At 70.4% G+C, this 13,909-nt stretch carries 11 protein-coding genes and 1 pseudogene; 8 read left to right on the plus strand and 4 right to left on the minus strand.

The window, feature by feature from the left end; all coding sequences use genetic code 11:
- Window position 1: 1 nt before the first annotated feature.
- The 3 genes and pseudogenes from QE449_RS09560 to QE449_RS09570 form a co-directional block, all read right to left on the minus strand.
- Entirely contained in the window at window positions 2-1,249 is a 1,248-nt protein-coding gene (locus QE449_RS09560; RefSeq protein ID WP_027507032.1) for a glycosyltransferase family 4 protein, read from the minus strand.
- Window positions 1,246-2,755: pseudogene (locus tag QE449_RS09565) on the minus strand (1,4-alpha-glucan branching protein domain-containing protein). The gene QE449_RS09560 and the pseudogene QE449_RS09565 overlap by 4 nt, the downstream one beginning before the upstream one ends.
- A gap of 29 nt (window positions 2,756-2,784) precedes the next feature.
- Window positions 2,785-3,570, minus strand: a complete 786-nt coding sequence (locus QE449_RS09570) for a bifunctional 2-polyprenyl-6-hydroxyphenol methylase/3-demethylubiquinol 3-O-methyltransferase UbiG (RefSeq protein ID WP_051613650.1) — start codon at window positions 3,568-3,570, stop codon at window positions 2,785-2,787.
- 256 nt (window positions 3,571-3,826) lie between these two features.
- Here QE449_RS09570 and QE449_RS09575 point away from each other — a divergent pair, with 256 nt between their 5' ends.
- The 8 genes from QE449_RS09575 to ligA all read left to right on the plus strand — a co-directional run bounded on the left by QE449_RS09575 (window position 3,827) and on the right by ligA (window position 13,160).
- The gene (locus QE449_RS09575; protein ID WP_027507029.1) at window positions 3,827-4,627 is read left to right on the plus strand and encodes an electron transfer flavoprotein subunit beta/FixA family protein; all 801 of its coding nucleotides are present in this window, start codon (window positions 3,827-3,829) and stop codon (window positions 4,625-4,627) included.
- Between the two features lie 50 nt (window positions 4,628-4,677).
- Window positions 4,678-5,634, plus strand: a complete 957-nt coding sequence (locus QE449_RS09580; RefSeq protein WP_027507028.1) for an electron transfer flavoprotein subunit alpha/FixB family protein — start codon at window positions 4,678-4,680, stop codon at window positions 5,632-5,634.
- A gap of 124 nt (window positions 5,635-5,758) precedes the next feature.
- Window positions 5,759-6,598, plus strand: coding sequence for a GNAT family N-acetyltransferase (locus QE449_RS09585; RefSeq protein ID WP_307108710.1), 840 nt, complete (start codon window positions 5,759-5,761; stop codon window positions 6,596-6,598).
- Window positions 6,595-7,506 (plus strand): lysophospholipid acyltransferase family protein, encoded by a 912-nt coding sequence (locus tag QE449_RS09590; protein ID WP_307092529.1) that lies wholly within the window; start codon window positions 6,595-6,597, stop codon window positions 7,504-7,506. The genes QE449_RS09585 and QE449_RS09590 overlap by 4 nt, the downstream gene beginning before the upstream one ends.
- 70 nt (window positions 7,507-7,576) lie before the next feature.
- Entirely contained in the window at window positions 7,577-8,785 is a 1,209-nt protein-coding gene (locus tag QE449_RS09595) for a cysteine desulfurase family protein (protein ID WP_307108711.1), read from the plus strand.
- Between the two features lie 30 nt (window positions 8,786-8,815).
- Window positions 8,816-9,925 carry a tRNA 2-thiouridine(34) synthase MnmA gene (gene mnmA, locus QE449_RS09600; protein WP_222631828.1) on the plus strand — a complete coding sequence of 370 codons (1,110 nt, stop codon included), beginning with the start codon at window positions 8,816-8,818 and terminating at the stop codon, window positions 9,923-9,925.
- Entirely contained in the window at window positions 9,922-10,947 is a 1,026-nt protein-coding gene (locus QE449_RS09605; protein ID WP_307108712.1) for a methionine synthase, read from the plus strand. The genes mnmA and QE449_RS09605 overlap by 4 nt, the downstream gene beginning before the upstream one ends.
- A 62-nt stretch (window positions 10,948-11,009) precedes the next feature.
- A complete protein-coding gene (gene ligA / locus QE449_RS09610; RefSeq protein WP_307109699.1) occupies window positions 11,010-13,160 on the plus strand; it encodes an NAD-dependent DNA ligase LigA in 2,151 nt (716 codons plus the stop codon).
- Here ligA and QE449_RS09615 read toward each other — a convergent pair.
- On the minus strand, window positions 13,104-13,754 hold the full coding sequence (locus QE449_RS09615; RefSeq protein WP_027507022.1) for an amino acid-binding protein: 651 nt from the start codon (window positions 13,752-13,754) through the stop codon (window positions 13,104-13,106). The genes ligA and QE449_RS09615 overlap by 57 nt on opposite strands.
- Window positions 13,755-13,909 lie beyond the last annotated feature (155 nt).

Raw genomic sequence — 13,909 nt, forward strand, 5'->3', positions numbered from 1 at the left:
CTCAGTCCCGTTCGGGCAGTGGACGTTCGCTGATCGTGGGCCTGCCCAGCGGAAAGCGCACCCGGCGCTTCGCGGTGGAGTAGACCGTGGCGGTCTCGCGGGCCACGGAGTGCCAGTCGAAGTCGGACGTGAGTCGCGCACGTGCCGCGTCACTCCGGGTACGTGCCGCAGCGGGGTCGTCGAGTGTGCGCCGCACCGCCGTCGCCAAGGAGCCGACATCGCCGGGAACGAAGGACATCCCGGTGACGCCGTCGACGACGGCTTCGCCCAGGCCGCCCGCGGTGGAGGCGACGAGCGGTGTGCCGGCCGCGGCGCCCTCGAGGGCGATGATGCCGAAGGGCTCGTATCGACTCGGCAGCACCAGCGCGTCCGCCCGGTGCAGATGCCCGAGAACGCCGTCGTGGCCGAGGGATCCGACGAACGTCACCGCCCGGCGCACCCGGTGCACACGCGCCAGATCGACGAGGTGGTCGAGCTGGGTCCCGTCGCCGACGACGGTGAGCGTGGTGCCGGGGTGCGTCCGTCGGACACGCGGGAGTGCCGCTATCAGATCCTGCACCCCCTTCTCGTACTCCAACCGACCCACGAAGAGCAGGGACGGGGCGCCGGTGCGCGCCGCGCGAGGACGGTACGTCCAGGTCCGGGTGTCGATGCCGTTGCGTATCACGTGGACCGGGGACGGAAGCGGACCGAAGAGGCGGACCACCTCGTCCTCCATTCCCGCGGAACACGTGATGACGGAATCGGATTCGTGCGCCAGCCACCATTCCACGGAGTGCACCTGGCGGTTCACGCGGCCGGAGACCCATCCGCTGTGGCGTCCGGCCTCCGTCGCGTGGATCGTCGAGACCAGCGGGACGTCGTAGTACTCGGCGAGCGCGATCGCCGGGTGCGCCACCAGCCAGTCGTGGGCATGGACGACGTCGGGAACCCACCCCTCGCCGATGCCGGGCTTGGAGAGTGCGAGGCCGGCGCGCACCATCGCGTGACCCATCGCGAGCGTCCACTCCAGCATGTCCACTCCGAAGGTGAAGTGCGCCGGATCCTCGGCCACGGCGACGACGAGCACGCCCTCGGCGACCGAGCTCACGGTGGGGTGGGTCGCCGCGTCGGAACCCGTGGGGCGGCGGGAGAGGACCACCACCTCGTGTCCGGCCGCGGCCAGTTCCACCGCGAGATGGTGGACGTGGCGACCGAGGCCGCCGACCACCACGGGCGGGTACTCCCACGAGATCATCAGGACCTTCACGCCCGCACCTCCCGACCCGTCGGTTGCAGACGCCGCGCATCGAGGTCCGGGAACAGATCGTCCGCCTGGTTCCACCCGGATGCAAGGTCGGCGGCTCGTGCGTGATGCCCGTGCACGCGGGCGTCGGCGATCTCGCGCACCGCGTGAGCGTGCTTGTGGGCGCGGTCGCGGGCGTACTGCGCGGCCGAGTCCTTGCTCACCATGAAGGCCCAGTCGCTCGAGACGGTGAGCATCGTCTCGCGCAGTATCTGGTCCGCGACACGGTCTCGCAGACCGCCGGGGGGTGCCGCGTCGACGGCGTCGAGCGCGGTGGCGGTGACCTCGGCGTTGAGATCGACCAGGTCGCAGACGGGATCGCCCGCCCACACCCGCCAGTCCTTCCCGCTGCCCCAGGAGGTGTCCGGGAGTTCGACGGGGTCACCGACGTAGCCGTCTCGCTTCGCGCCCGCGAGTGTCCCGACGCGGATGCCGGCCTCGGGGAGCGCACGCAGGATGCCGGCCAACCATGCCGGACCCTCGTGCCACCAGTGTCCGAAGAGCTCGGTGTCGAAGGCGGCGACCACCAGTGCCGGGGACCCGCGTGCGCGCGTGTTCGGAGCGCATCCGGCGGCGAACCACGTCGACGAAGTCCTCGACGTGCGAGCGGACGGCTGCTGCGGCGCGCTCCGGTTCGTACGGTGCCTTGTCCGGGCCCGCGACGCTTCTGCCGGTGACCCGGGACGGCTTCAGCCCGGTGTCGTGGTCGTAGGTGTGGAAGTCGCGGTACGCGGAATGACCGGGATAACCGGACTTCGGTGACCACACGCGATAGCTGACCGGGAGATCACGACCGAACGCGACGACGTGGGTGTCGCCGACCGGACGGCCGCACGTCGTGTCTCCGTGCAGAGCCGGGCCGTCGACCATGAAGTGTCCGACGCCCGCGGCGGCGTAGTCGAGTTCCATCCCTGCGGTGAAGGCGCACTCGGGTGCCCAGATGCCCTCGGTGCCGCGGCCCCACCGGCGTACGGCGTCGGCGCGTCCCTCGCGGAGCGCGAACGTCCGCAGTCGTGGGTCGAGCAGAGGTTGGAACGGGTGCATCGACGGCCCACCGAGCAGTTCGACGGCGCCGGAGTCGGCCAGTTCGCGCAGTCGGGGGGCGCCGCCGTGGCGCCAGCGGGTCTCGAACTCGTGCAGAGCGGCAGCCGATCGCCGGTGTTCGCGGTGACCGAGCGCGCGGCGGTCCGGGTCACGGGACCCGGCGGCTTCGGCGGCGCGGAGCTGCCAGTTGCCGAGCCAGTGATGCATCCCGTCGAGGCTGTACGGATCGTCCAGTTGGGCGGCGAGTACCGGGGTGACGCCCAGGGTCAGCAGATCGGTGCGGCCCTCGTCGGCCAGGGTCCGCAGTTCGCGGACCACGGGCAGGTACGAATCTGCCCACGACTGGTAGAGCCACTCTTCCCCGACGGGCCACCGCCCCTGGTGGGCGAGCCACGGGAGATGGGAGTGCAGGACGAGCGCGAACATGCCCGGTTCGTCGGCCGAGGTGGCGCTCGTCACGTGCTGGACGGTTTCCGGGCCACCGCGACGAGATCCAGGCTCTCGTCGATCGCCTCGGCGTGGATGTCGAAGTCGTCGACGGTGATGCCGGCGACGTCGGAGACGAGGGTCGCGGGCCACGGCTCACCGGCGAGCGCGCGGTCGATCTGCGCGTCGATGAACGATCCGCCGTGGGTCGCGTCGAGTGCGCGCAGTCGCTCGCCGTGATGCACGCCGGTCATCGAGTCGATCTCGAATCCCGTGTCGGACAGCAATTCCCGTAGTTCCGCGGCTGCGAGCTCGCGGGTGTGGAAGGGGTTCAGCGGGGTGTCCCGGCCGGGGGAGAACGTGATGCGGTTGGGAGTGCTGACGAGGAGGACGCCGCCGGGAACCAGAACCCGGAGGCACTCCCGCAGGAACTCGGCCTGGTCCCACAGATGTTCGATCACCTGGAAGTTGACGACGACGTCGACGCTCTCGCCGCGCAGCGGCAGCATCGCGAGGTTGCCTCGGGTCATGGCGACCGACGGGTACCGGCGAGCGACGTGTTCGGCGGCGCTGCGGTCGTAGTCGAGACCGATCACCCGTGTCGCCGTCCGCGCGATCATGTCGGCGCCGTAGCCCTCGCCGGAGCCCGCCTCGAGCACCACTCGGTCGGCGCAGGCCGGTGCGAGACGGCGGTACACGACCTCGTGCCGACGGAACCAGTAGTTCTCCTCGGCGATGCCGGGCACGGTGCGCTCGCCGGTGAGCGGGAGGGGTGTCTCGGTCGACACGGTCGTGTCGGTCGCGGCGTCGTTCATCCGGGCGACAGTAGTTCCCACCTGCCCGGTCGAGCGACGCCGGTCGGCGGTCCGAGGGGCCCCGGGGGGTGAATTCTCGGCCCGACAGGAGTAAGTTACCCATCAGTAACCACGAATGGGGTAACGTCCGTGACACGTCGGTTCCGGGGCTTCGGCCCACCGCGCGCAGCGTGAACTCCGAATACGTTTCGGGCCCCGCGCTACGAGATCAAGACCTGATTCACCGAGACAGGACACAGGAGGTCGACGAAGACCCATGACGAACATCGTCGTACTGATCAAGCAGGTTCCCGACACGTGGTCCGAGCGCAAGCTCTCGGACGGCGACTACACGCTCGACCGCGACGCGGCCGATGCCGTGCTCGACGAGATCAACGAGCGCGCCGTGGAGGAGGCACTCCTGATCAAGGAGCGCGACGGCGGCGAGGTCAAGGTCCTCTCGGCAGGACCCGACCGCGCGACCGAGGCCATCCGCAAGGCCCTCTCCATGGGCGCGGACAGTGCTGTGCACGTCAACGATCCGGCCATGCACGGTTCCGACGCCATCCAGACCGCGTGGGCTCTCGCTGCCGCACTCGGCCAGGTGGAGTTCGAGAACGGTGAGGCCGCAGATCTGGTCATCGCCGGCAACGAGGCGACCGACGGCCGCATCGGCGCGGTCCCCGCCATCATCGCCGAGTACCTCGGCATCCCGCAGCTGACCCAGATGCGCAAGCTGGTCGTCGCCGACGGCAAGGTCAGCGGCGAGCGCGAGACCGACGAGGGCATCTTCGGCCTCGAGGCAGATCTCCCCGCGATCGTCAGCGTCACCGAGAAGATCAACGAGCCGCGCTTCCCGTCCTTCAAGGGCATCATGGCCGCCAAGAAGAAGACGGTGCAGGTCCTCACCCTCGCCGACATCGGCGTCGATCCGGAGACCGTGGGCGTCGCGAACGCCGGCACCACCGTCACCACGGTGACCCCGAAGCCGCCGAAGACCGCTGGTGAGCGCGTGAACGACGAGGGAGACGGCGGAACCAAGGTCGCCGAGTACCTCGTCGCGCAGAAGATCATCTAGATCCCCGTCACCAGCACACATTCGTCTCACTGCAGTACAGGAGAAACACCATGGCAGAGGTACTCGTACTCGTCGAGCACGCAGACGGGGCACTGAAGAAGGTCACCAGCGAGCTCATCACGGCCGCCCGCGTTCTGGGTGAGCCGTCCGCGGTGGTCACGGGAGCGCCGGGCACCACCGACGCAATCGCCGCCGCACTCACCGAGGCCGGCGCCGCGAAGATCTATGTCGCGGAGTCCGCCGACGTCGACGGCTTCCTCGTCACGCCCAAGGTCGACGTGCTGTCGTCCCTGGCCGAGTCGGTCTCGCCCGCCGCGATCCTCACGTCCGGTGGCATCGAGGGCAAGGAGGTGGCGGGTCGTCTCGCCGCTCGCCTCGGTGCCGGACTGCACCAGGACGTCGTGGCGATCAACGCCGACAAGTCCGCCACGTACTCCATCTTCGGTGGCGCGTTCACCGTCGAGGCGAAGACCAACGGCGACGTCCCGGTCATCTCGCTCCGCCCGGGTGCCATCGACGCCGAGCCGCAGGCCGGTGCCGGTGAGCGTGTCGACGTCGAGGTTCCCGCGCAGGAGGAGGCCGTCGTCAAGGTCACCTCGCGTGAGCCCGTCGCCGGCGGCGACCGCCCCGAGCTCACCGAGGCGTCGGTCGTCGTCTCCGGTGGTCGCGGTGTCGGCAGCGCGGACAAGTTCTCCGTCGTCGAGGACCTGGCCGACTCGCTCGGTGCGGCCGTCGGCGCGTCGCGTGCAGCCGTCGACTCGGGCTACTACCCGGGCCAGTTCCAGGTGGGTCAGACGGGCAAGACCGTCTCGCCCCAGCTGTACGTCGCGCTCGGCATCTCCGGTGCGATCCAGCACCGCGCCGGCATGCAGACGTCCAAGACGATCGTCGCCGTCAACAAGGACGAGGAAGCACCGATCTTCGAGATCGCGGACTTCGGCGTCGTGGGCGACCTCTTCGACGTCACGCCTCAGCTCGCCGAGGCAGTGAAGAAGCGCAAGGGCTGATCCCCTCAGCAGTACCCGAGAGCCCCGCTACCGTTCGTCGGTAGCGGGGCTTTCGTCGTTCGTGCACCTTCCGGTCACGTCGTGTTGTGAGTGCCGTCGAGTGGGCTCGATAGATCTATGTGCCATGACATCAGATGTGTGCGACTCGGCACCGACCGTCATCACCCCGTCCTCGGCCGACGAGCACGTGCTCGTCTCCGACAAGCACCACTCACTCGTTCTCGGATCCACCCCGGAACACGTGCTCGCGGCGCAGCGGTTGCGCGCCACCGTGTTCGGCTCGGAAGCGGGGTACGAGTCGACCACCTTCGACGGCGGCCGCGACGCCGACCGCTTCGACGACCACTGCGATCACCTGCTCGTCGTCGACAACCGCACCGGCGATCGTGTCGGCTGCTACCGCATGCTCACCCCGGACGGTGCGGAGCGCGCCGGCGGGTACTACACGGCGACGGAGTTCGACATCAGCGAACTGCGTGCACACGAGTTGCGGACGGTCGAGATGGGTCGTGCGTGCGTCCTGGAGGGCCATCGATCCGGCTCGGTGCTGGCGCTGATGTGGTCCGGGATCCTCCGGTACATCGACCTCGGTGGCTACGACCGGGTGATGGGCTGTGTGTCGGTCCCCATGGCACTCGGCGACGGGGAGCCGGACGGCGCGCACGTCAAGGGCGTGTACGACCTCGTCGAGAAGCGGCACCGCTCCGAGGTCCGCGCGTACCCCCGCACCCCCGTGCGCGTCGACGGTGTCGCCCTCGCCGACATGACGGCGCCCGCCCGCACCTCGGTGCCGGCCCTGATGCGCGGCTATCTGCGCATGGGCGCCTCGATCTGCGGGGAGCCGGCCCACGATCCCGATTTCGGCGTCGCGGACTTCGTCACCCTCCTGCACATGAAGGACGCCAACGTCCGCTATCTCGACCGGCTCCGCTCGGCCGCGGCGACCGCGGAGTCGCACGCGTGACGACACACGCCTGGATGCCCGCCAGCCCGTGCGGGACGGGGTGCCATCCGGCGGTCTCGGCGACCGTGGGCACCGCACGCGTGGTGGTGCGCTGCGTCCTGGTGGCGGTGCTGCTCGCCGTGGTCCCGCTCCTGCTGGCGGGCCGGGTGTTGCCGGCGGGCGGTCGACGCGCCGCCGCACGTGCCGGAGCCAGGGGACTCCTCGGCGCGCTCGGTGTCCGGGTGACTCTGGACGGCGACCGCACGGCCGAGCCCACCGGCGTCGGAACGCTCGTCGTCGCCAATCACGTGTCCTGGACGGACGTCCTGGTGCTGGCAGCCTGTTTCCCGTGCCGCTTCGTCGCCCGCGCGGACCTCGTGGACTGGCCCGTCCTGGGTCTGCTCGCACGCATCGTGCGGGTCGTCCCCATCGCCCGTGAGCGACTCCGCTCCCTGCCCGGCACCGTCGACGAGGTGACCGAGGCCTTGCGATCGGGAGCCACGGTGGTCGTCTTCCCCGAGGGCACCACCTGGTGCGGAACCGCCTACGGATCGTTCCGTCCCGCCCTGTTCCAGGCGGCCATCGACGCCGGTGCGGTGGTGCGGCCGATCGCGGTCACCTACCGCGACGTCGACCACCGTCCGACGACGGCCACCGCCTTCGTGGGCGACGAGACCATCGGCGAGTCGATGTCGAGGATCCTGCGGCTGAAGGGCGTCCGTGCCGCCGTGCGGGTGTGCGAGGACATCGCGCCCATCGACGATCGTCGACTGCTGGCGCGCAGCGCGGAGTTGGCCGTGCGCCGACACCAGGACGAGACGGCAGTTCCGCCCCTGCGCGTCACCCGCACGCGACTGCCGCGCCGGGATCGGCTCGCCCAGCCGGTCCGCCTCGGTGAGTACGCCGGAACCGTCGTGCGGGCGAGCTGACGCACGGCAGTTCGGGCGTGCTCGCGCGGGGGAGAGGCGGGGTCCGCGACCGGTTATCCTGGACCACGTCATGCCACAGCCCCCACGTGTGCCCGGAACGCCGGTGTACCTCGATCATGCCGCGACCACTCCGATGGTCCCCGCGGCGATCGAGGCGATGACGGAGATCCATCGGACCGTGGGAAACGCGTCGTCCCTGCACGGATCGGGGCGCACGGCCCGCCGCCGCATCGAGGAGTCGCGGGAGTCCATCGCCGCGGCGCTGGGCGCTCGTCCGTCCGAGGTCATCTTCACCTCCGGCGGCACCGAGAGCGACAATCTGGCGGTCAAGGGCATCTTTTGGGCACGCCGAGCGCGTGATCCTCGTCGCGTCCGCGTGATCACCAGCTCGGTCGAGCATCACGCCGTGCTCGATGCCGTGGAGTGGCTCGAACGTCACGAGGGCGCCGCGGTGTCCTGGTTGCCGGTCGAGGCCGACGGCCGCGTCCTCCCGTCGACGCTGCGCCGAGAACTCGAGCTGCACGCCGACGAGGTCGCCGTCGTGTCGATCATGTGGGCGAACAACGAGGTGGGCACCATCATGGCGATCCGCGAACTCGCTGCCATCGCGGCCGAGTTCGACGTGCCCATGCACAGCGACGCGGTTCAGGTGGCCGGTGTCCGTGAACTCGACTTCGCGTCCAGTGGTCTCTCCGCGCTGTCCATCGCGGCACACAAGTTCGGCGGACCCCACGGCGTCGGCGCGCTGCTGCTCGGACGCTCTGTGCCCTGCGAATCACTGCTGCACGGAGGCGGTCAGGAACGCGACGTCCGGTCCGGGACGCCCGACACGGCAGGTGCCGTGGGCATGGCGGCCGCCCTCGACATCGCCGTCGCCGGACGGGCCGACACCGAGGCGCGGCTCGTGGCGTTGCGCGAGCGTGTCATCGAGGGTGTCCTCGACGCGGTGCCCGGCGCGTCGGTCAACGGTGCCCGCGGCGCGGACAGACTTCCCGGCAACGTGCACGTCACGTTCCCCGGATGCGAGGGCGATTCACTGTTGATGTTGCTCGACGCGTCCGGTGTCGAGTGCTCGACGGGATCCGCGTGCACGGCGGGTGTCGCGCGGGCGAGTCATGTGCTGCTGGCGATGGGCGTCGATGCGGCCGATGCCCGCGGATCACTCCGGTTCTCCTTGGGCCACACCAGCACCGACGCCGATGTCGACGCACTGCTCGAGGTCCTGCCGCGCGTCGTCGAACGTGCGCGGGCCGCCGGCATGGCGTCCAGTTCGAGATGACGAGAACGTCGAGACGAGAAGAGTGGTGACATGAGAGTTCTGGCAGCGATGAGCGGCGGCGTCGATTCCGCCGTGGCGGCGGCGCGTGCCGTCGATGCCGGCCACGAGGTGGTCGGGGTGCACCTGGCGCTGTCCACCGCTCCCGGCGCTCTGCGCACCGGGTCGCGCGGGTGCTGCTCCAAGGAGGACGCCGGGGACGCGCGCCGCGCCGCGGACGTGCTCGGGATCCCGTTCTACGTCTGGGATTTCGCGGATCGGTTCAAGGAGGACGTGATCGACGACTTCGTCGCGTCCTACGCCGCAGGCGAGACCCCGAACCCGTGCCTGCGCTGCAACGAGAAGATCAAGTTCGCGGCGCTCGCCGATCGGGCCGAGGCGCTCGGTTTCGACGCGGTCGCCACCGGCCACTACGCCCGGCTCGAGGACGGCGTGCTGCGTCGTGCGGTCGATGCCGACAAGGACCAGTCCTACGTGCTGGGCGTCCTCACCGCGCGCCAGCTGTCCCGTGCCCTGTTCCCGATCGGGGACACCCCGAAGGCGGAGGTGCGTGACGAGGCCGCCCGCCGCGGTCTCGCCGTCGCGGACAAGCCCGACAGTCACGACATCTGCTTCATCCCGTCCGGCGACACCCGGGCGTTCCTCGGCGCCCGTATCGGCGTGCGCCCCGGATCGGTGGTCGACGCGGACTCCGGCGCGGTGCTCGCCGAGCACGACGGTGTGCACGGGTTCACCGTCGGCCAGCGCAAGGGCCTGGGCGTCGAGGGACCGGCCGCCGACGGCAAGCCGCGGTACGTCACCTCCATCGAGCCCGAGACCGGGACCGTTCGGGTCGGCTCGGCGAGCCGCCTCGACGTGTACGGCATCGATGCGAGCACACCCGTCTGGACGTCCGGCACGGCGCCCGAGGGCGACGTGGACTGCGTCGTCCAGGTCCGGGCACACGGCGGACTCGCGGACGCCGTCGCTCGTGTCGACGGCGACACCCTGCGCATCGGTCTGCGGTCCCCGCTCACCGGAGTCGCACGTGGTCAGGCAGCCGTGCTGTACCGCCCCGACCCGGCAGGCGACATCGTGGTCGGCAGCGGCACCATCGCGGGAACCTCCGCCGAGTCGCCACTCACCGCGTCCGCTCGCCCGTGACGGATCCTGCTGCCGCTCTGGCAGGCGTGGCGACGGGCGTCGGCTCGTGGCCGGGAACGGACATCGCGAACGCCGTCACGACGGTGATCGGCGAGCTCCCCGACCTGCCGCACGTCGTGGAACTCCCGGCGCGAGGTCTCGGCGCCGACATGATCGGGCGCACCGGCGTGCTGCTGGTCGACATCGAGATCGATGCGGCCACCAGCGGATACCGCGTGAGCCGACGGCCGAGTACGACGAGCCGCCGGGCCCGCGACTTCCTGACGGAGGACCTCGACGTTCTCGAGGAGCAGTGGGAACTGGCCGGGCTGCGCGGATCCGGCCGCGCCGTCAAGGTGCAGGCCGCGGGCCCGCTGACGATGGCCGCGGACATCGAGCTGGCGTTCGGTCACCGCGCCTTGACCGACCGCGGTGCGGTGCGCGACATAGCCGGGTCGTTGGCCGAGGGAGTGGCCGCGCACGCCGACGAGGTCGCGAGGCGGCTCGGCGCCGAGGTGGTCGTCCAGTTCGACGAACCTCGCATCGCGGCCGTGCTGGCCGGTCGCCTGCAGGGCGTGACGAGCCTCGAGCAGATCGCCGCGGTGCCGGCGCCGGAGGTGGCCGACCTGCTGGGCTCGGTGGTGCAGCGGGTGAACCGACCGGTGATCGTGCACACGTGCTCCGCCGACGTCCCGTTCGAGGTCTTCGAACGCAGCGGGGTGCACGGCGTCTCGTTCGATCTGTCCCTGCTGCCCACGTCGCGGTACGACGCGGTCGGCGAGTACCTGGAGAGCGGCGGTGTCGCCGTCCTGGGGGCGGTGCCGGGAACCGACCCGGAGAAGTACCCGGCGTGGCGCGAGAGTGCGGCGCCCGCAGTGGAACTGATGGATCGGTTGGGCTTCCCGAGGCGGTACCTCGCCGAGCGCGTCGCCGTCTCACCCACGTGTGGGTTGTCCGGCGCGAGCCTGCCGTGGGCCCGGCACGCTCTGACGGTGCTGCGCGACGTCCGCGCTGCTTTCACCGAGGATCCCGACGCGCTGTGACACCGGCCTTCGTCACCGGGAACGGTGTCGGAGCGCTCCGATAGTCTGCGATCGTGGACGAGATCGAGACACCGCCGGACCTGGTCCCGGCCTCACCCGAGCAGAAGCAGGAGTGGGACGCGCTGGCCGAGGAGGTCCGCGGTCACCAGTTCCGGTACTACGTGCGGGACGCGCCGATCATCTCGGACGGGCAGTTCGACGAGTTGCTGAAGCGCCTGCAGGCGATGGAGGAGGAGCATCCGGATCTCCGGACGCCCGACTCGCCGACGCAGCTCGTCGGTGGCGGCTTCGAGACGGACTTCACGGCTGTCGACCACCTCGAGCGAATGTTGTCCCTGGACAACGTGTTCGACGCGGACGAGCTGCGTGCCTGGGCGCGCAGGGTCGAGGTGGAGGCGGGGGAGAACCTGCACTACCTCTGCGAGGTCAAGATCGACGGTGTCGCGCTCAATCTGGTGTACGAGAACGGCCGACTGGTGCGCGCCGCCACCCGCGGTGACGGACGCACCGGGGAGGACGTGACGCTCAACGCGCGCACCATCGACGACATCCCCGAGGTGCTCACCCCGTCGGACGAGTTCCCGGTCCCGACGCTGCTCGAGGTGCGGGGCGAGGTGTTCTTTCGACTCGAGGACTTCCAGGCGCTCAACGCCTCTCTCGTCGAGCAGGGCAAGCCGCCGTTCGCCAACCCGCGCAACTCCGCCGCGGGGTCGCTGCGGCAGAAGAACCCCGCGGTCACCTCGCGGCGGCGGCTCGGCATGATCTGTCACGGGTTCGGCCGGATGGAGGGCTTCGCCCCCGCCGCCCAGTCCGTCGCGTACGACGCGCTCGCCGCCTGGGGTCTGCCGGTCTCGACTCACACCGCACTGGTGCAGGGCGTCGACGCGGTGGTCGAACGCATGGAGTACTGGGGCGAGAACCGGCACTCGGTCGAGCACGAGATCGACGGCCTCGTGGTGAAGGTCGACGAGATGGCGTTGCACCGCCGACTCGGATCCACGTCCCGCGCACCCCGCTGGGCCATCGCCTTCAAGTATCCGCCGGAGGAGGCGACCACGACGTTGCTCGACATCCGGGTCAATGTCGGTCGCACCGGGCGAGTGACGCCGTTCGCGTTCATGGAGCCGGTGCTCGTGGCGGGGTCGACGGTGTCCCTGGCGACGTTGCACAACGCGTCCGAGGTCGTGCGCAAGGGCGTGCTGATCGGTGACACCGTGGTCATCCGCAAGGCGGGCGAGGTGATCCCGGAGGTGCTCGGTCCGGTGGTCGACGCGCGCACCGGGGACGAGCGGGAGTTCGTCATGCCGACGCACTGCCCCGAGTGCGGAACCGAGCTCGCACCGGCCAAGGAGGGCGACGCCGACATCCGCTGCCCCAACTCGCGCTCGTGCCCGGCACAGTTGCGGGAGCGGGTCTTTCACGTCGCGGGCCGTGGTGCATTCGACATCGAGGTGTTGGGGTACGAGGCCGCGACGGCGCTGCTGTCGGCACAGGTGATCGAGGACGAGGGCGATCTGTTCGATCTCACCGAGGACCAGCTCACCCGGACGGATCTCTTCCGAACCAAGGCGGGAGCGCTGTCCGCGAACGGTCGGCGATTGCTGGACAACCTGGGGCGAGCCAAGGATCAGCCGCTGTGGCGGGTGCTCGTCGGATTGTCGATCCGCCATGTCGGGCCGACCGCCGCCCGCGCCCTCGCCGCCCGCTTCGGGTCGCTCGAGGCCATCCGGGCGGCGACGGAGGAGGAACTGGCCGCCGCCGACGGGGTGGGCCCCACCATCGCCCGCGCAGTCGTCGAGTGGTTCGACGTCGACTGGCACCGCGCCATCGTGGAGAAGTGGTCGGCGGCGGGCGTGCGCATGGAGGACGAACGCGACGAGAGTATCGAGCGCACGCTCGACGGTCTGTCGATCGTCGTCACCGGATCGCTCGCCACGTTCACGCGTGACGACGCGAAGGAGGCGATCCTGGCCCGCGGCGGCAAGGCGGCCTCGTCGGTGTCGAAGAAGACGGCGTTCGTGGTCGTCGGCGACGCGCCCGGATCCAAGCACGACAAGGCGCTCGAACTGGGTGTTCCCGTGCTCGACGAGGACGGGTTCCGCACGCTGCTCGGCGAGGGGCCCGACGCGGCCCGCGCGCTGGTCGCCGGGGCGGACTCAGCCGAGGACGGTGGCGACGATGCCGGCCAGGTAGCCGAGCCGGGCGATCTCTGACGGTCGGAAGTCCGGTCCGCCGGGTCGTCCCAGCACCAGCACGGTGCCCGACGATCCGAGCGGCGCCGCGGCCAGTGTGGTGTCCATGTCCTTCCACGACTGCGGAACCCATGCTCCGGTCGGGTCGAGGACTGCCGGCTTCTCGAGGGGCATCCACGGCATGTCGTCGGCCCGCGACTCGGGCGCCCCGGAGCTGCCGACGATGACTGCCGGACCGTGATCCGACATGCCCACCACGGTGCTCCACCCGACGCGCAGCACCCGCGGCGCACCGTCCACGAGCACCTGCAGACGGTCGTCGTGCGCCGTCGCCACCTGATCGATGAGCTCGAGCTCGCGGTGTGTGTCCAGGATGCCGGCGTAGGGACGGATCGAGTCCACGCGGACGTCGGTGAGCTTCTCGGCCGCGGTGATGAGTGTGTCGGGGAGGGCGCCCGGCGCGACGTCCACCACCAGATCGTCCACCGCGAATCCGGCTCCGCGTTCGATGACGTCGAGCGACAGGATGTCGGCCCCCACCGAACCCAGGGCGACGGCGAGCGACCCGAGACTGCCCGGACGGTCGGGCAACTGGACCCGCAGGAGATACGACACGCCGACATCCTCGCACTCGACGCCGTCTCCATCGAGTCGCACGCGGCTCACGGGAAGGTGGAGGACGGCCGGGCTCGCCGTCCCTCGCCGCGACGCGAGGCCGTGACGGTGGGGTGGTCGCCACGAACTAGGCTGCTCGGCATGCGTTACGAATC

Origin of the sequence: Rhodococcus sp. SORGH_AS_0303, from assembly GCF_030819335.1 — a bacterium.
Classification (GTDB): Bacteria; Actinomycetota; Actinomycetes; order Mycobacteriales; family Mycobacteriaceae; genus Rhodococcoides.

What these genes read in the sequence shown, in the direction of transcription:
- mnmA (WP_222631828.1), top strand. Translation starts at nt 8,816, where the DNA reads ATGAGAGTTCTGGCAGCGATGAGCGGCGGCGTCGATTCCGCCGTGGCG.
- QE449_RS09585 (WP_307108710.1), top strand. Translation starts at nt 5,759, where the DNA reads ATGACATCAGATGTGTGCGACTCGGCACCGACCGTCATCACCCCGTCC.
- QE449_RS09580 (WP_027507028.1), top strand. Translation starts at nt 4,678, where the DNA reads ATGGCAGAGGTACTCGTACTCGTCGAGCACGCAGACGGGGCACTGAAG.
- QE449_RS09570 (WP_051613650.1), bottom strand. Translation starts at nt 3,570, where the DNA reads ATGAACGACGCCGCGACCGACACGACCGTGTCGACCGAGACACCCCTC.
- QE449_RS09575 (WP_027507029.1), top strand. Translation starts at nt 3,827, where the DNA reads ATGACGAACATCGTCGTACTGATCAAGCAGGTTCCCGACACGTGGTCC.
- QE449_RS09595 (WP_307108711.1), top strand. Translation starts at nt 7,577, where the DNA reads ATGCCACAGCCCCCACGTGTGCCCGGAACGCCGGTGTACCTCGATCAT.